13 protein-coding genes are annotated in these 16,950 nt (G+C 54.2%); 10 read left to right on the forward strand and 3 right to left on the reverse strand.

Annotation, left to right across the window (positions count from 1 at the left end; translation table 11 throughout):
* Positions 1 to 141 precede the first annotated feature (141 nt).
* Together ACW17M_RS15045 and ACW17M_RS15050 are read right to left on the reverse strand one after the other, a co-directional pair.
* On the reverse strand, positions 142 to 1,653 hold the full coding sequence (locus ACW17M_RS15045; protein ID WP_233974976.1) for a sensor histidine kinase: 1,512 nt from the start codon (positions 1,651 to 1,653) through the stop codon (positions 142 to 144).
* Positions 1,650 to 2,366 carry a response regulator transcription factor gene (locus ACW17M_RS15050; RefSeq protein WP_051430485.1) on the reverse strand — a complete coding sequence of 239 codons (717 nt, stop codon included), beginning with the start codon at positions 2,364 to 2,366 and terminating at the stop codon, positions 1,650 to 1,652. Before ACW17M_RS15050 ends, ACW17M_RS15045 begins: the two co-directional genes overlap by 4 nt.
* A 175-nt stretch (positions 2,367 to 2,541) precedes the next feature.
* Between ACW17M_RS15050 and ACW17M_RS15055 the strand changes: the two genes are divergently transcribed.
* The 6 genes from ACW17M_RS15055 to katG all read left to right on the forward strand — a co-directional run bounded on the left by ACW17M_RS15055 (position 2,542) and on the right by katG (position 10,015).
* A complete protein-coding gene (locus ACW17M_RS15055; protein WP_051051790.1) occupies positions 2,542 to 2,880 on the forward strand; it encodes a pentapeptide MXKDX repeat protein in 339 nt (112 codons plus the stop codon).
* Positions 2,881 to 2,945: 65 nt separating this feature from the next.
* Positions 2,946 to 3,827, forward strand: a complete 882-nt coding sequence (locus tag ACW17M_RS15060; protein WP_051051789.1) for a cytochrome b/b6 domain-containing protein — start codon at positions 2,946 to 2,948, stop codon at positions 3,825 to 3,827.
* Positions 3,820 to 4,620, forward strand: a complete 801-nt coding sequence (locus ACW17M_RS15065; RefSeq protein ID WP_051051784.1) for a molybdopterin-binding protein — start codon at positions 3,820 to 3,822, stop codon at positions 4,618 to 4,620. The genes ACW17M_RS15060 and ACW17M_RS15065 overlap by 8 nt, the downstream gene beginning before the upstream one ends.
* 180 nt (positions 4,621 to 4,800) lie before the next feature.
* The gene (locus ACW17M_RS15070; protein ID WP_009286030.1) at positions 4,801 to 6,567 is read left to right on the forward strand and encodes an ABC transporter transmembrane domain-containing protein; all 1,767 of its coding nucleotides are present in this window, start codon (positions 4,801 to 4,803) and stop codon (positions 6,565 to 6,567) included.
* 28 nt (positions 6,568 to 6,595) lie between these two features.
* Positions 6,596 to 7,594 carry an aldo/keto reductase gene (locus tag ACW17M_RS15075; RefSeq protein ID WP_039857439.1) on the forward strand — a complete coding sequence of 333 codons (999 nt, stop codon included), beginning with the start codon at positions 6,596 to 6,598 and terminating at the stop codon, positions 7,592 to 7,594.
* A gap of 267 nt (positions 7,595 to 7,861) precedes the next feature.
* Positions 7,862 to 10,015 carry a catalase/peroxidase HPI gene (katG, locus tag ACW17M_RS15080; RefSeq protein ID WP_009286028.1) on the forward strand — a complete coding sequence of 718 codons (2,154 nt, stop codon included), beginning with the start codon at positions 7,862 to 7,864 and terminating at the stop codon, positions 10,013 to 10,015.
* Between the two features lie 426 nt (positions 10,016 to 10,441).
* Here the strand turns inward: katG and ACW17M_RS15085 are convergent, their stop codons facing one another.
* Positions 10,442 to 12,892 carry a DUF3604 domain-containing protein gene (locus tag ACW17M_RS15085; protein WP_233974978.1) on the reverse strand — a complete coding sequence of 817 codons (2,451 nt, stop codon included), beginning with the start codon at positions 12,890 to 12,892 and terminating at the stop codon, positions 10,442 to 10,444.
* Between the two features lie 119 nt (positions 12,893 to 13,011).
* On the opposite strand from ACW17M_RS15085, the gene ACW17M_RS15090 reads away from it, so the two are divergent.
* Genes ACW17M_RS15090 through ACW17M_RS15105 form a run of 4 tightly spaced genes read left to right on the forward strand, consistent with a single transcriptional unit; the run spans position 13,012 to position 16,689 of the window.
* Positions 13,012 to 13,938 (forward strand): tripartite tricarboxylate transporter substrate binding protein, encoded by a 927-nt coding sequence (locus ACW17M_RS15090; protein WP_457547724.1) that lies wholly within the window; start codon positions 13,012 to 13,014, stop codon positions 13,936 to 13,938.
* Entirely contained in the window at positions 13,935 to 14,411 is a 477-nt protein-coding gene (locus tag ACW17M_RS15095; protein WP_027958273.1) for a tripartite tricarboxylate transporter TctB family protein, read from the forward strand. The genes ACW17M_RS15090 and ACW17M_RS15095 overlap by 4 nt, the downstream gene beginning before the upstream one ends.
* Positions 14,412 to 14,419: 8 nt before the next feature.
* On the forward strand, positions 14,420 to 15,925 hold the full coding sequence (locus tag ACW17M_RS15100) for a tripartite tricarboxylate transporter permease (protein ID WP_035537878.1): 1,506 nt from the start codon (positions 14,420 to 14,422) through the stop codon (positions 15,923 to 15,925).
* Complete coding sequence (locus ACW17M_RS15105) at positions 15,922 to 16,689, forward strand: GntR family transcriptional regulator (RefSeq protein WP_009286024.1); 768 nt, start codon at positions 15,922 to 15,924, stop codon at positions 16,687 to 16,689. The genes ACW17M_RS15100 and ACW17M_RS15105 overlap by 4 nt, the downstream gene beginning before the upstream one ends.
* The last annotated feature ends 261 nt before the right edge of the window (positions 16,690 to 16,950 follow it).

Here is a 16,950-nt window from a genome sequence, read left to right on the forward strand (position 1 = left end):
CCATTAAGTACTGAGCCCGCGAGCAATCGCGGGCTTTTTAGTTGCGCGACTGCCCATGGATCGATGCCGATCAGTTCGGCGTCCATGTCGCGTTTCCTCCAGCGTATTAACCGCATAGCGGGCGAGACGAGTGCCTACTCGTCAGCCCAGGCGGCGAGGGCGGATTGCTCTCTCATCGAGTATCGTCTTCGGCAGCGTGAACCAGATACAGGTGCCTTTTCCCGGTTTGCTCTCGATGACGAGTTGGGACTCGTGGCGCTTCAGCACTTCGGAGACGATGGCGAGTCCCAGCCCGGTGCCTTCACCCCGCTCACGTCCAATCGTGGTGCGATAGAAGCGCTGTGAGATAAGGGGGATTTCTTTTTCGGGGATGCCGACACCGGTATCTCTGACCCCGATCTTGAGCCGGGTATCGTCGAACTCGAGAATCCGGATCGAGACCGTGCCGCCGGTGTTGGTGGCGGTGATGGCGTTGTCGACCATATTGGTCAGCGCGTGATCGATCAGTTCGATGTCGGCGGAGACCTCGGCTATCGCCGCCTGGTTCTCCACACGAAGCTCGATGCCTTTCTCCAGCGCGCGAGGGTGAAATTTACCTAGAATGTCGTTGGCCAATTCGGCGAAGGAGAACGTGCTTGGGCATAGCGGTCGGCCAGCGATATTGGCGCGAGACATCTGAGAGAGCTGGTCGGCCAGCTGGGCCAGTCGTTCCACGTTGGCGCGAATGGCGTCCAGACCGCTGCGTGTTTCATCGTCGAGAGGCCTGCGATCCAACTGCTTGGCATAGCCTAACAGGGAGGTCATCGGCGTGCGGAATTCGTGGGACAGGTTGGCGATGAGTTCCCGACGCTGGCGGTCGGTATCGTGCAGCGCCTCGACCTGGGCTTCGATGGTGGCCGCCATGTCGTTGAAGGCACGCCCGAGCCGGCCGATTTCGTCGTCGATTGACTCGGGACTGCGCTGCCGGTAATCGCCCTCGGCAAAGTGTTGGACGGTGCGGGTCAGCCGGGAAAAGCGGCGCGTCAGAAAAGCGAAGAGGGCGAGACCCACCGCCAGCGTCAATGCCAACGCCACGCAGCCTGCGATGAGCAGCGTGCGCGAGATGCTGCTCGTCTGCCAGATGTTGGCCATCGAGACGTCTGTGTTCGCCTCCAGTTGCACCATCAGATAGCCCGATTGCTGCTGCGGGCCGTAGGTGATCGGGGCAACCGAAAAAACGCCCTCGTCGCCCCGGCAGGGCATGTCTGCGTAGACCGGCAGCATGGGCATGTCGGAAAGCAGTTCGTCGATAGCATCCCGGTCGATTCGCCGGCCGAGTCCACAGCGGTCGGGGCCGTAAGCGCCAACCACCGTGCCGTCGATGTCGAGCGCGTAGAGCGAGAGCGCCGGATTGATGGTCATGACCTGCTCTACGGCCGCTCGAGTCGAGGGGACGTCGACGCCGTCGTCGAGCGAATCCTGCAGTACGCGGGTCAGGTGATGGGCCATGTCGATCTCATTGCGTTGCAGCCATTCGCGTCCCAACTGATTGAACTGATCGACCGCCACCAGCGTGGTCGTGGTGGAGAGTGCGATCATGCTCACCAGATAGACGAACACGATGCGCGCGAACAGGCTGCGGTAGGTTCTGCGCAACGATTGGCCGAGGCTCATGGGGCGTTCTCGTCGGAGGCTGGTGCCGGGGCGTCGGTGAACCGGTAACCGGTGCCCCATACGGTGAGAATGTACTCGGGCCGCGCCGGGTCTGGCTCTATCTTGCTGCGCAACCGATTGATGTGCGTATTGACGGTGTGATCAAAGCCGTCGAATTCCGGGCCCCATACGGCATCGAGCAACTCGCTGCGGGAAAATCCCTTACCAGGGTGGCGGGCAAAGAACACCAGTAGGGCGAACTCCCGGGTCGTGAGTTGAATCATGTTTCCGTCGAATTTGACGCTGTAGCCGTCGATGTCGATCTCCAGCGCCTTTATCTTCATAAGCGTCGACGACGTACGCGCCTCCATCGCCTTTCGACGACGCAGAAGCGCTTGGATTCTCGCCAATAGGATGTCGGTGTCGAATGGCTTGGTGATGTAGTCGTCGGCACCGATTTCCAGACCGACGACCACGTCCCGCGTTCCGGCGAGCGCCGTCAGCATGATGATCGGAATGGTGGCGTCGTGAGTGCGAATGTCTCGACACACGGCGAGACCGTCGATGCCCGGTAACATCAGATCAAGAACGACGAGCGAGGCATTCCGCCATCGATGCAAGGCTTCTTCCCCGGTCGAAACCCAGGTCGGCTGATGGCCCGCCTGTACGAGAATGCTCGTTAATAGCCGACCGATATCGGGATCGTCCTCGACGCAAAGTATCGGGCACGACATATCGGTTCTCCTTTAAGTGAGCTGTGAATCCTAGCCCAGTGTACCTCGTCAATCATCACGGAAACGTTATCACCGAACGTTATGATTCCGTGATGATTGAGCTGCAATTCCTGTTTATCTTGGGCAAGCCGTGTCGGACCGGACACGGTTTGCCTAGATAAATCAGGAGAGCATCATGACCCGCACGACACCCAAATATCTACTCGCCTTGAGTGCTGTACTGCTGAGCGGCGGCCTTGCCTTCACCACGCTCGCCAGTGCCCAGACCGACAATATGTCCCAGGACTCGATGAGTCAGGACGGCATGAGCCACGACGATGGCATGAGCCACGACGACGGCATGAGCCACGACGATGGCATGAGCCACGACGATGGCATGAGCCACGACGATGGCATGAGCCATGACGATGGCATGAGCCACGACGATGGCATGAGCCACGACGACGGCATGAGCCACGACGATAGCATGAGCCATGACGAAATGAGCAGCGACTCCATGGAGCATGCCAACTAAAAGTTGCGGTCCGGCAACCAGGCGCTGTCTGGTTTGCCGGACGCCTTCGTTTCGAGGTCAATATCATGTCTGAGTCTGTCAAAGCTACGATCGATAGTGACTCGACCGGTAATGTGCCCGGTGCGCCGGCCACACGAGTGATCAAACGACATACGTTGGCGACTCGTCTGTGGCATTGGACGAATCTCGTCTGCCTGATCGTGTTGCTGATGAGCGGTTTGCAGATATTCAATGCACACCCCGCGCTTTATTGGGGGGAGCAATCCGATTTCGCCAACCCTTTCATCGCGATACATGCGCGCACCGCCGAAGATGGCGAGCGCATGGGCGTGGTTCGCATCGCTGGGCAGGCGTTTGACACCACCGGTGTACTGGGGCTTTCCGATGACAACGGCCAGCTACGCGAACGGGCCTTCCCCCGCTGGGCGACGCTGCCGGGGGACAAGTGGCTGACGATGGGGCGCAACTGGCATTTTCTGGCTGCGTGGATCTTCGTGCCGCTGGTTGTCGCGTATCTGCTCTATACCCTGCTGGTGCCCCAACGACGACGGGCGCTGTTTCCAACGTGGGTGCAGTTGAAGAACATTCCGCGGACGCTACTTGATCATGCGCGGCTGCGTTTTCATCACGAAGCTGACTACAACGGTATCCAGAAGCTGACCTATCTTCTGGTGCTGTTCGGGTTGCTGCCAGTCATGATTCTGTCGGGGCTGACCATGGCACCCAGTGTCAACGCCGCCTGGCCGTGGCTCACCGAACTTTTCGGCGGACGACAGAGTGCTCGCACCTTTCATTTTCTCTGTGCAACAGCCCTCATTGGCTTTTTCATCGTGCACATCGCGCTGGTACTGGTATCCGGCGTTTTCAACAACCTGCGCTCGATGGTAAGCGGTCGCTACCGTATCCAGGTAGAAGCGCATGACGGATCGGAGCCTAGGCATGACTGACTCAAACACCAGACTCTCGACATCACCAGCGCCTGACCGCGCTCGACGGCGACTACTGGGTGGCCTGTGCGCGTTGGGGGCTGGCACCTTCCTCACCGGTTGCGATCGACTGTCGGAAAGCGCGCCCGTGCGCGCGGCGCTGAGTAACGTCGAGCAACTCTCTTACAAGGCCCAGCGTCTGATCGCCTCGCGCCAGGCACTCGCCAAGGAGTTCGACGAGAGTCAGATCGCGCCGGTGTTTCGTCCCAATGGCACCACCAACCCGCAGGAGGATTACTATCGTGCCTGGGTCGAGAATGGATTCGCCGACTGGCGTCTGACCATCGACGGTCTGGTCGAAGAGCCGATGACGCTGTCATTGCTGGCGCTTCGGGAAATGGCCTCACGAACCCAGATCACTCGTCACGATTGCGTCGAGGGTTGGAGCTGTATCGGGCAGTGGACCGGCGTTCCTCTGGCGGATCTGCTTGATCGGGTGCGTCCGGCAGATACCGCGCGCTTCGTGGTTTTTCACTGTGCAGATCACACCTACGGTGGGTCGGATCTGTATTACGAGAGCCTCGACATGATCGAGGCGTATCATCCGCAGACGCTGCTTGCCTACGATCTCAACGGCGAACCGCTACCGGTGGCCAATGGGGCGCCGATCCGTCTGCGCGCCGAGCGTCAGTTGGGTTACAAGCAGGCCAAGTACGTGATGCGCGTCGAACTGGTGGAAAGCTTCAAACAGCTCCACGGCGGCAAGGGAGGATATTGGGAGGATAGGGGGTATGACTGGTGGGCGGGCATCTAGGCGATGACCGCCGAGCGCTTGAGGGCTTCACTTTAGGCTCGTCGTACAATCTTTAACATGCTATCTGTTGCCTGAGGTCCCGATACTTCCGCTCGACGGCTGGGCCGACTAGATTCTGTGCAGGGTACTGCTACTCCTGCTATGGTCGAATACCCCCTTATGTATTGAGCAATCGCTACTATGAATCAACGCCCCAATCCCCGAGTGCTGCTGCGTTTGTTGGGTCTACTGCGCCCCTACCGCACGCGGTTGGCTCTGGCTGGCCTAGCGCTACTCATGGCATCGGGAAGCGTGCTACTGCTGGGTAATGGGCTGCGCTTAATCATCGACCGCGGTTTTCTGGACGCGGATGCGCAGGCGCTAGCGCAAACACTGGCTCTGATGCTGGTGGTAGTGGCCGTGCTGGCGTTTGCCTCCGCACTGCGCTACTACCAAGTGACCTGGATTGGCGAGCGCCTGGCTGCCGACCTTCGCCAGCGAGTGTTTGATCATTTACTCACCTTAGAACCCAGCTTTTTCGAGAGCGCAAGCGACGGCCGTGCCGCCGGAGAGATTGCCTCACGATTAACCGCCGATACCAGTGTGCTACAGAGCCTGTTTGGCTCTTCAGTCTCGCTGGCGCTGCGTAATCTGGTCATGCTGGTGGGCGCCGTGGTGCTAATGCTGGTCACTCAACCGTGGCTCTCGGCAATGGTGCTGATAGGTATCCCCGCCACTCTGCTGCCCATCGTGTGGTACGGCCGCCGGGTGCGGCGGCTTTCGCGCACCAGTCAGGATCGCGTGGCCGAACTAGGTCGCTATGCTGAGGAGGCGCTGAGCGGTATTAAAACGCTTCAGGCATTTACCCACGAGGCGATGGATAAAAGCCACTACGGCCAGCGGGTTGAACAGGCCTTTGGCAGCGCTGTAGAGCGCACCCAGCAGCGCGCCTGGTTAACCGGTATCGCCATGCTGGTGGTGTTTACCGCGGTTGGCTTAATGCTCTGGCAGGGCGGTCAGGCGGTGCTAAACGGAACCATGAGTGCGGGCGAGCTATCGGCGTTTATCTTTTACGCCGTGCTGGCAGCAGGGGCCATTGCCACCCTGGCCGAGGTGGCAGGGGATGTACAGCGTGCGGCAGGCGCTGCCGAGCGCTTATTGGAGCTGCTCGATACCCAGCCCGCTATCCAGTCGCCGGTAAATCCGCAGAGCCTGCCAAGCCCTTCGCGTGGTGAGATTACCCTGGAGAACGTCACCTTTACCTACCCTGGTCGGGAAACCCCAGCGCTGAACGGGTTTGATCTACATATCAAGCCGGGAGAACGAGTAGCGGTGGTGGGGCCTTCCGGGGCAGGTAAAAGCACGCTGTTGGCGCTGCTGCTACGCTTTTATGACCCCAGCCAGGGGCGCATTACCTTGGATGATAGGGATGTCCGTACGCTAGATCTTGCCGCCTTACGCAGTGCCATGGGGTTAGTGGCGCAGGAGCCGGTGCTGTTTAGCGGCTCTGTGGCCGAGAATCTTCGCTATGGTGATCCTGAGGCTGATATCGATAGATTACGCATTGCCGCTCAGGATGCCAGCGCCCTCGACTTTATCGATGCGCTGCCCCAAGGCTTTGACACGCCCCTAGGCCCCGGTGGTGTGCAGCTCTCCGGAGGCCAGCGTCAGCGGCTCGCTATTGCTCGGGCGCTGCTCAAAAATCCTGCGGTACTGCTGTTGGATGAAGCCACCAGCGCCTTGGATGCGGAGAGTGAGCGGCTGGTGCAGCACGCGCTGGATCGGCTGATGGTCGGGCGCACCAGCATCGTGATCGCCCATCGGCTGGCGACTGTCATCGCCGCTGACCGCTTACTGGTGCTTGAGGGTGGGAAACTGGTAGCGGCGGGCACTCACGCGGAATTGCTCACCACCAGCGCGCTCTATCGTCATTTAGCCGCGTTGCAGTTTGGCGGTGAAACGTTATAAAACGATTCTTTTAATGATGGGAATACCGATGTCGAGCTTCTTTCAGCGCCTTAATGCCGTAAATGCCCCTTCGATTGGTCTGGGCTGTATGAATCTCTCCCACGGTTACGGCAGCATCGTGCCGGAAAGCGCAGCCCTACGGGCGCTGGATGAGGCCTTTGATATGGGCTATCGCCACTTCGATACCGCCACGCTGTATGGCGCCACGGCCAATGAGAAAGTGGTCGGGCGCGCCCTGGAGGGAAAGCGGCACCAACTCTTTCTGGCCAGTAAATGCGGCATGGCGATGGACCCTGAGTCAGGCAAGCGGGTCATTGATGGCCGCCCGGAAACCCTGCGAAAACAGTGCGAAGCGAGCCTTGCGCGCCTGCGTACCGACCATTTAGATCTCTACTACCTGCACCGCTTGGATCGCCAAGTCCCCATTGAAGAGAGCGTGGGTGCGCTGGGGCGCCTGGTGGAAGAAGGCAAGATTGGTGGTGTGGGGTTATCTGAAATTTCTGCGCTAACGCTGCGCCGCGCGGTCACCGAATATCCCATTGCCGCGGTGCAGTCGGAATACTCGCTGTGGACGCGTAACCCGGAAATCGCCCTGATCGATGCGTGCCGCGAAGTGGGAACTGCCCTGGTGGCGTTTAGCCCGTTGGGAAGAGGCTTCTTAACCGGTGCCATTCAGGATCCAGCGCGCCTAGAGGAGGGCGATATACGCCGTCACATGCCGCGCTTCAGCGCCGACAACTACCCGCATAATCTAAAACTATTTGAACATCTTGCGTCGCTGGCGCGGGCCTTAAACGTCACGCCGGGGCAGCTGGCACTGGCGTGGCTGAAGGCCAAAGGCGACGATATTATCCCCATTCCCGGCACTCGCTCCGCTGACCACATGCGCGAAAATTTAGCCGCGGAAATGCTGCACCTGGATGTCACCAGCTTGTCTCAGTTGAATGCCATGATGATGCCAGACCAAGTGGCAGGCGCCCGCTACAACGAGGCCCAGCAGGCAGATATCGACACCGAAGAATTTTAACCACTGTAGCGCCAGCAGACTGCCGATGTATAAAAGCTATTAGATCGGTCACAAAAAGCAAATTGTGCCTATGAGGGATCTGCTTTAAAACAGTACCAAGTGAGTGAAGCGCCCTTCCCCTGCACAGCAGGCAGAGCGATAGCACTATCGTAAGCGTTAGGGGGCTCACCGTCAGTCGACTTGGTAGCCGCTCTTTTCAACATACCCAAGACGAACGCAACCAAGACAAAAGCCGTTAAGACACACTGAAGTTAGAGGGAGAGAGCTATGAGTGGTAAATGTCCTGTAATGCATGGTGGTAATACCTCCACAGGCACGTCTAACAAAGACTGGTGGCCGGAAGGGATTAACCTGGATATCTTGCACCAGCATGACCGCAAAACGAACCCGATGGATGCTGATTTTGACTATCGGGAAGAGGTCAGAAAGCTCGATTTTGACGCGCTCAAGCAAGATGTTCACGCGCTGATGACAGATAGCCAATCCTGGTGGCCTGCCGATTGGGGCCACTACGGTGGTCTAATGATCCGCATGGCGTGGCACTCTGCGGGTACTTATCGTCTGGCCGACGGCCGCGGTGGCGGCGGTACCGGTAGTCAGCGTTTTGCACCACTCAACTCCTGGCCGGATAACGTTAGTCTTGATAAAGCGCGACGTCTGCTGTGGCCGATCAAGAAAAAGTATGGCAACAAGATCAGTTGGGCCGACCTGATGATTCTAGCCGGTACTGTTGCCTACGAATCAATGGGACTGCCTGCTTACGGCTTCTCGTTTGGTCGTGAAGACATCTGGCACCCGGAGAAAGACATCTACTGGGGCGATGAGAAAGAGTGGCTGGCACCTTCCGATGAGCGCTACGCGGACGTTGAAAAGCCGGAAACCATGGAAAATCCGCTAGCTGCGGTTCAGATGGGTCTTATTTACGTTAACCCTGAAGGTGTTAATGGTGTGCCCGACCCGCTGAAGACCGGCCAGCAGATACGCGAAACCTTCGCTCGTATGGCGATGAACGACGAAGAGACCGCAGCCCTGACTGCCGGTGGCCACACCGTGGGTAAGTGCCACGGTAACGGCGACGCGGCAGCACTGAGTGCTGAGCCCGAAGCGTCGGACGTTGAAAATCAGGGGTTGGGCTGGGGCAACCCAACCATGGGTGGCAAAGCGAGTAATGCTGTAACGTCTGGCATTGAAGGCGCCTGGACCACTCACCCCACCAAGTTCGACATGGGCTATTTCGACCTGTTGTTTGGACACGAGTGGGAGCTACGCAAGAGCCCAGCAGGCGCTCACCAGTGGGAACCGGTGAACATTAAGGAAGAGGACAAGCCGGTTGATGCCAGCGACCCCTCTATCCGTCACAATCCGATCATGACCGATGCGGATATGGCCATGAAAATGGATCCGACCTACCGCGCCATTTGTGAAAAATTCATGGCGGATCCGGAGTACTTCAAGCAAACGTTCGCTAAAGCATGGTTCAAACTGACCCACCGTGACCTAGGCCCGAAATCGCGCTACATCGGCCCGGAAGTGCCCGCTGAAGACTTGATCTGGCAGGATCCTATTCCGGCTGGTAGCACTGACTACAGCGAAGAAGTGGTTAAGCAGAAAATCGCCGAGGCCGGCCTGAGCATCAGTGACATGGTCAGCACCGCCTGGGACAGTGCCCGCACTTACCGCGGCTCTGACATGCGCGGCGGTGCCAACGGTGCCCGCATTCGTTTGGCGCCTCAGAAGGATTGGGAGGGCAATGAGCCTGCGCGTCTCGCCAGCGTATTAGCAGTTTACGAGAAGATTTCTGCCGACACCGGCGCAAGCCTTGCCGACGTGATCGTTCTGGCCGGTAGTTTCGCCATTGAGAAAGCCGCCAAAGCCGCAGGCTACGACGTTCGCGTACCTTTCCTGAAAGGGCGTGGCGATGCTTCTGCTGAAATGACCGATGGCGAATCGTTCGAGCCGCTAGAGCCGCTGGCTGACGGTTTCCGTAACTGGCAGAAGAAAGACTATGTAGTGAAGCCGGAAGAGCTGTTGCTGGATCGCGCTCAACTGATGGGGCTGACAGGGCCGGAAATGGTCGTGCTACTGGGCGGTATGCGTGTACTCGGCACCAACTATGGTGGCACCAAGCATGGCGTGTTCACCGACCGTGAAGGCCAACTGACCAACGACTTCTTCGTCAACCTGACCGACATGGGCAACACTTGGAAGCCGGTGGACAAAAATGCCTATGAGATCCGCGACCGTCAAACAGATGCTGTGAAGTGGACGGCTACCCGCGTTGACCTGGTGTTCGGTTCTAACTCGCTGCTGCGCTCCTACGCGGAAGTCTACGCCCAGGATGATAACGACGAGAAGTTTGTCAAAGACTTCGTCGCCGCCTGGACGAAAGTGATGAACGCGGATCGCTTTGACATCGCTTAAATATATCGAAATGTATTGAAAGCAAGCAAACCCCGCATCCTCGGATGCGGGGTTTTTTGCGAATAATAGTGGTGTTTTGAATTAACAATAGCCCTTTTATGCCGGGTTTAAGCTAACTCAGAATTTCTGATGCAACAAAAAGGAAAAGGCGTTTTTACAAACAAAGTAGCCAGGGTAATTCCCCATTTTTAGAGGGCAAGCATCGTTACGCGATCATAGCCTTACCGATAACGGGCCGGATTCTATGCGCTTCCATCTCACGTGGCATGCCTGTGTAAAACTCCATTATGCTGACCTTGGTTGCCATTTTTTAGCTAAGCCCGCTGATACAACTTCTCCTACCATCCCTCAGGATAGCCGCCTACAGAGGGGGAGATGCTGACATAAATGCATAAGCCGCGCCTGGTTTCGACGCAGCCATGGCAATTATTTTTGGAACAAATATATAGGGGAAGTCCAAGCCTGGTTACCGTCCTCCAAGTTAACGCAAAGCCAAACTGGGGTATCACCGTCTTCTTCGATCTCTATTTCTTTTTGAAAGTGCGCTGAAGTAGCTAATCCGCCTGCAGGTAGCCGCTGGGCTATTAATTTCCGCTCAAGCCCTCCTGCACTCATTACCACCGGTTTGCCATCCATCTCTTTAAGTGTAAGTGAAAGCTCACCATGATTGGTTGTCACCTCAACTTCAGAGCTCTCTTCTTCAAGCCAAATATCACATCCCATCCGATTGCCAGTGGTAATCGTATTGAAAATCACACTTTTTGACCCGACTTGTTCTAAGGTTTGCTCAGGGTTTAAGCGATTTACTGGTGAAAACCTTTCTATACAACCACCATTGATTAATATTCGCCCCTGCCAGCGAGTATTACGGCCACGGCCACGATATTCTGCGCCTGACCACATGAGACGCAAACGATTACCAAGGTTTTTGTCTTCGTAACCACGCCATAGGGCAACCGTGCTTGTGCCTCGACGCAATTCAATGCTTTCAATACCGACGGGGGCGTCCACTGATACTGAAACTTTCACCTTTTTGTCCGTTATTTGCACAATATCACCCATAGTGCAGACAAAGACTTTTTCGGTTGCACAATCAGGCTCAGCGATAGGGTTGCGGTGAAACAGTGTTCCACCAGCGGTCAGCTCTGCCTTAATGTCTATGGCTACACGCGGGCCCGAGGTGCCGTAGGTATGGCGACGGCGAATCGCTTCAAAGACAGCATCACGTGTATTTTCTTTCATCAGAAAGCAAGTCAAGCCGCCATAGGCACCGAAAAATGAAGCGCCTGGATAAGAGGCACCGGGGCGACCTTTATGTCCATCAGAATTCGCAACGACCCCAACTCGACGACGCATAGGGAAGCCATCGGTTAATATCCATTCGAAACTACCCCACGCAGAGTGTACCTCCACCGCTGCTTCTAACCGGGGATCGTGATCGAAATGAATATTGGCATAGCGGCCTCCAACATGGGCATACATGACGGAGTCCACTGGCTCGTCATGAAGCCTGTTATAAAGGTCAGTCAGTGTATGTGCATCAGTGTCAAGGTCATCATGCTCCGCAACCAATGCGTGAGAACAGCGATATATTCTCGCTCCTTCCTTTCTAAAAAAGACGTTATGATCGCCACCCACTGCTGTATTGCCAGACCACTCGTAACCTGGTAACACAGTAAAAACACCGGGTTCATTCAATGTTTCTGTCAAATGATTGAGCTTTTTCCAGAAAGCCGGTTTAATTTGGAAATCATTAGCCTGGTGGGCTGTCACGTCCAGAAACGACTTGTTTCGAGCGAAATCAAAATAGTGCTCTATGGAGTTGGTGCCGACGGTCTCACCGGTCTGCCCGTGTAGATCCCCCCAGAAATGTGCTGGCCCATCAGTAAGAACCTGCATCGGCCCAGCTTCTACAACGGTTCCGTCTTCAGCAGTAAGCCAAATCCTCAATATCCCCTCTTCTGCGGCTACTCGCAGAGGTTCAATGCGCATCGCTCCACTGGCTGAAGCGAAATCAATGACACTCGGAAGGCCTTCGACGGGTAACGAGCTTTCAATAGCAAAGCGTGTACTGCCTTTTGATGTCGGGTTGCCCCAAAGGTCCTCGGCTTTTAATCCAAGGCAGAAGATGTCGTTTAAGCGTCGGCGCGTCGGCAAAATTGCTAAATACCGATGCGCTGGTCCTGCTCCAACCGTGAACGCCAAATGAGTATCAGGCAACGGAATAAAATTGCCCGTAGCCTGCACGTCTGCCATTACGCGGATAACCCTTGCGCCTTCATAGAAGGTCGACATTAAGAGACCAGGAGAACCTTCAGTCGTGTCGCCCAGCACAATCTCAATCGTCTCACCAGGTTTGAGGTAGCCGCCTCGCTGGTAAATCGTAAGGGTTTCATTCCATGGACGCTGTCCCCCGTTACGGTCATATTTTAGAAACAGCTGTCCATCACCGGATGAGCGCGCCGTAACGTAATTTGGAGCGGTTGGGTCGGTCGTCTGTAGTGACCCAGCGTCTGAGATTAACCTAAGGGCCAAGCGTATCGCGCCTGTATCGTCCAGGCCCAGCTTGCCAGTCGTGTATTGAATACGAAAAGTTTGGTAGCTACGCACTTCAACATGTTCAGGCCCACTCATCACCGCGGTGCCAAACAAGGCAGGATCAGTGCCCGGTGTCGTTAGGAGCTTAGATTCACCTATCATTTCAGGGTCTATATCGAGTCTTCTTGGCATGGGGAACCTTTGATGAGTTGTTTTGAGTCCAATTAAAACTACATAGTAATATAGGGATAAAAAAGTCAGAATAGCAAATTTTTGTTGACATATGCCCGCAAAGCCTTCTATTACTGTGAAGTAATAACAATAAGTCAGCACACTCACGCCAACTCCGCGTAGCAAAAAATGCCCATTCGGCGTCAATTTATGCTTCACCGGCTATGAGGTTGGTTAAAATTCGCACAAAACTTCATAGTAATAACACGATAAACAGGAGTACTGAGATGCGTAAGCTTGTTAAAACAATTTTCATTCTCACTATGATGTCTCTGCCCTTTGCTGCTCTGGCCGACTATCCAGAAAAACCGATCACGCTCATTGTTCCCTATCAGGCAGGGGGATCTATGGAGACCATGGCGCGTGTTTTTGCCGAAGAACTGGGTAATGAATTGAATATAAATGTGCTTGTCAGGACCCAGCCTGGCGCAGGCGGAAAGATCGGCACGACCGCTGCATCTCGTGCTATAGCGGATGGCTATACATTATTATTTGCGCCAGGGTCTACCGTCCTGTGGCCCCCTATTGCTGAAAACGTGAACTATTCGCTGAGTAGTTTTGACCCCATAATTAGGGTTACAGACCTTCCCCAGGCAATCGTTACGTCTAAGAGCTCAGGCATTGAAACGTTCGAAGACTTGCTTGCACTCTCTGCTGCACAAAGCATGAGTTATGCTGATCAGAACTCAATCTCGCGCGCCTTTGTTGATTACATTGCCATGCGTGAACAGGTTGTTTGGGTAGCAGTGCCAACTAAAGGCGGCGGTGAAATGGTTCCCTTTTTGTTAGGGAATAAGGTGAATTTTGCATGGTCTGGCGGGGCCCATAACCGTTACTTAGATCAAATGAATGTTGTTCTCTCCATGACAGCAGCCCCTCAGGAAACGATGCCCGAAGTGCCAACCATGCAAGAAAGATATGGTGTTTCCATGCCTGGAGGCGCGACTATATGGGCTCCAGCCGGATTGTCAGAAGAATTGCGCGCCAAGTTAACAGAGGCTGCTATTACCGCCGCTCATTCCGAAGCCTTCAATGACTTAATGATGAACACGCTCGGTTTTCCTTTAGCGGATCTAACTGGAAGCCAATTAACGGCAGAACTAATGACCATTAATGAAGATTTGGCAGCCATTTATGAGGAGACTGCGCCATGATAGATCAGAAACCTTGTACACAAGATGCTTCTGATCGTTTCGATTTTTTAATAGGTGCAATTACCGTCAGCTTCGCGCTGTTTGTTATTTTCTTGCTGATTCCAGTCGGTGTGGAAACGACCACGTATCACAGCCAGCTTTCTCCTGGTTTTTTTCCTAAACTGGCTTGCATTTTCATTGGGCTATTTGGCGCGATGCTAATGTTTAAGAATCGCCACTGGGCGCTCCGACGAATTCCTCATAACGGCTCCCGTATATTGCTAGAAACTCTCGCTTGGCTTGCGTGGGCCATTGCCACAATGTTGTTACTCATGTATGTAGGATTCGTCGTCACCGCCGCCGTATCATGTTTTACGGGCATCGTATTAGCTGGCCAGCGCCGCTATTTAATCCGATGCGCACTAGGCTCAATATTACTGCCGCTGGCCCTTCAGCAACTCGCATGGCATGCCTTTTATATTCAACTGCCCTGAGGTCATCCATGTTAGATATTATCTTACAGGCATTCGCAGCAGCGTTAGAGCCGATGAATTTACTGTTCATCGCTTTAGGAATTGCCTTAGGCATTGTGATTGGTGTTTTGCCTGGACTCGGCAGCGTAACCGCCATGGCGGTACTGATACCGATAACCTTTTACATGTCCCCGTTAGCTGCCATTGCTTTCCTAGTAGGAGTCAATAAAGGAGGGACATCCGGTGGGGCCATTCCGGCTATTCTGTTAAATTCTCCCGGCTCACCCGAGGCAGCAGCAACGGCCTGGGATGGCTACCCTATGGCTAAGCGCGGAGAAGCTTTTCGTGCAATGAAATTCTCGCTTTTTTCATCGGTTACCGGCGATACGATTTCTGATTTACTACTCATCGTCCTTGTTGTGCCTTTTGCCGCCTTCGCATTGCAGTTTGGGCCAGTAGAATATACAGCTGTATTGTTATTCTCATTTGCATTAATTGCTGGAATTGCAGGAGATTCACCCTTAAAAAGTGGAATAGGTATCTTCTTTGGTATTCTACTCTCAACGATAGGCCTTGACCCCGTTGCCTCCACTTCTCGCTTCACATTTGGTCAACTTAAATTAGAAGATGGCCTCTCACTGTCAGCTTTGGCAATCGGCGCGCTTGCACTCTCATCTGTGGTTATTCAGCTTTCTGATCTCATCACCCGGCGTGAAAAAGATGACTTCGCCTCGAATCAAGCTGATACGAAAGCAGGCCGATCTGTTTCTGCACGTGAATTTTTCTCTTACTGGCGCACGCTAATCCGAGGGGCATTGACTGGCTCTCTTGTTGGGATGCTACCAGGGCTAGGCGTAACCTTAGCCTCTTTTCTATCTTACTCAGCCGCTAAACGTGCTTCCAAAAACGGCGATAACTTTGGTAAAGGAGAGCCCGAGGGTATCATTGCTACAGAAAGCGCCAATAGCGCTGTGGTTGGTTCTAACCTGATTCCAACAATCGCACTTGGCATTCCTGGCAATATCGCGGCAGCATTACTTGTTGGCGCCCTAGTTATGCATGGTGTTGTACCGGGGCCTTTCATGCTGAGCATGCATGGGGAGCTTATTTATGGACTCTTCGCCTCCATGATTTTGGCGAATATTTTCCACCTTATAATTGGCCGGGCGGGTTTATCACTATGGGTGCAGTTTGCTCGTTATCCACGTCGCCTGATTTTGCCGCCAGTGCTCATGTTTTGTATCTTTGGTATTTACCTTCCGACCCAATCGCTTTGGGACGTCGGTGTAATGTTAGCTTTTGCGGGTCTAGGTATTCTTTTTACTCGTGCGCGAATTTCAATTGTGTGCACTGTCATCGGTTTTCTATTAGGAGGAATGTTTGAAACTTCTTTACGCCAAGCTCTCTTGCTTCATCAAGTAGAAGGGATCTCAATTCTGGCGAGCCCATTAGCACTAGTATTCTTGCTACTTACAATCGCCGTTCTTTCACGTGCAATATGGCGAAGCCAAAAGGAGAGTAACAAATCGGCATGACTAAAAAAAATCAGGATGCTGCCCTGTGCTCTTTATTAATACAGAAACTAAAAGAAGAGCGTCACCGCAATCCACAAGAAACCAAGCGTACTGCACTGCGGCTAGCTTTGATGGCAGCTATACGGGAAGGAAAGGTCAAGCCTGGAGAACGGTTACCATCAGAAAGCGAGCTGGCGAGAAGCCTTGAGCTTTCACTCGGCACAGTGCAAAGCGCACTGGGTCAGTTGCAGGATCTGGGGTTAATCGTGCGTCGACGCGGAGACGGCACTCGCATAGCGGATGCAGAACCGCTAGGCCCTAATATTTGGCATTTCCGCTTCCGTGTTGCCGCCACAAATCGTCCACTACGCCTGACACAGGTCAAGGTCGAGGTACTCCGCACCAATGAACGTGGCCCCTGGAGCGAACACTTGGGCCCCGGGCCTTACGTTGTCATTCGTCGACGTCTCACTGGTGATAACATCAACCTTGGTGCAGAAATGTACTTACCGCAGAGACTGATAAATATAGATGATATTGAATTGAGTGAATTAGAAGGCGTCAATCTTCGCATCTGCCTTGAAGCATTTTTGGGGCAACGCTCTCATCAAGCAAATACGCTCATTGCAATAAACCACCTCTCTCTCCGTCATGCTGCTTTGTTTGAAATGCGGCCTGATAACGCGACATTCTGTGTAACAGCCTGTACATCACTAGGCGATGGTAGCCCGTTCTACTATCAGGATATCTATGCACCTTCTGACTTGTTAATATTAGAAATTTAAAAGCACTGAATAGCCCCAACTTGATGGGCGCCACACTTAAGAGTTCAATCATGCTCACAAAGGGGTTGAACATAATGAACAGGCTTTTCAGCGAAGAGCAGATCATAGGTTTCTTGGGCGAAACAGAGCAGGGGCTTCATTAAGGAGCTATGGCATGAGCAGCGTGATATTTTACAGGGAGGTGAACTAAGTTCGGCGGTATGAATGCTATGCCAGTGAAACTCTCTATATACTTTTGCATATTGGTCACGAAAGTTTACG

Source organism: Vreelandella sp. 2A-K22, from assembly GCF_054065485.1.

Coding starts and splice junctions, on each gene's coding strand:
- ACW17M_RS15090 (WP_457547724.1), top strand. CDS start 13,012: ATGCGTAAGCTTGTTAAAACAATTTTCATTCTCACTATGATGTCTCTG.
- katG (WP_009286028.1), top strand. CDS start 7,862: ATGAGTGGTAAATGTCCTGTAATGCATGGTGGTAATACCTCCACAGGC.
- ACW17M_RS15105 (WP_009286024.1), top strand. CDS start 15,922: ATGACTAAAAAAAATCAGGATGCTGCCCTGTGCTCTTTATTAATACAG.
- ACW17M_RS15050 (WP_051430485.1), bottom strand. CDS start 2,366: ATGTCGTGCCCGATACTTTGCGTCGAGGACGATCCCGATATCGGTCGG.
- ACW17M_RS15075 (WP_039857439.1), top strand. CDS start 6,596: ATGTCGAGCTTCTTTCAGCGCCTTAATGCCGTAAATGCCCCTTCGATT.
- ACW17M_RS15060 (WP_051051789.1), top strand. CDS start 2,946: ATGTCTGAGTCTGTCAAAGCTACGATCGATAGTGACTCGACCGGTAAT.
- ACW17M_RS15100 (WP_035537878.1), top strand. CDS start 14,420: ATGTTAGATATTATCTTACAGGCATTCGCAGCAGCGTTAGAGCCGATG.
- ACW17M_RS15055 (WP_051051790.1), top strand. CDS start 2,542: ATGACCCGCACGACACCCAAATATCTACTCGCCTTGAGTGCTGTACTG.
- ACW17M_RS15095 (WP_027958273.1), top strand. CDS start 13,935: ATGATAGATCAGAAACCTTGTACACAAGATGCTTCTGATCGTTTCGAT.
- ACW17M_RS15065 (WP_051051784.1), top strand. CDS start 3,820: ATGACTGACTCAAACACCAGACTCTCGACATCACCAGCGCCTGACCGC.
- ACW17M_RS15045 (WP_233974976.1), bottom strand. CDS start 1,653: ATGAGCCTCGGCCAATCGTTGCGCAGAACCTACCGCAGCCTGTTCGCG.
- ACW17M_RS15070 (WP_009286030.1), top strand. CDS start 4,801: ATGAATCAACGCCCCAATCCCCGAGTGCTGCTGCGTTTGTTGGGTCTA.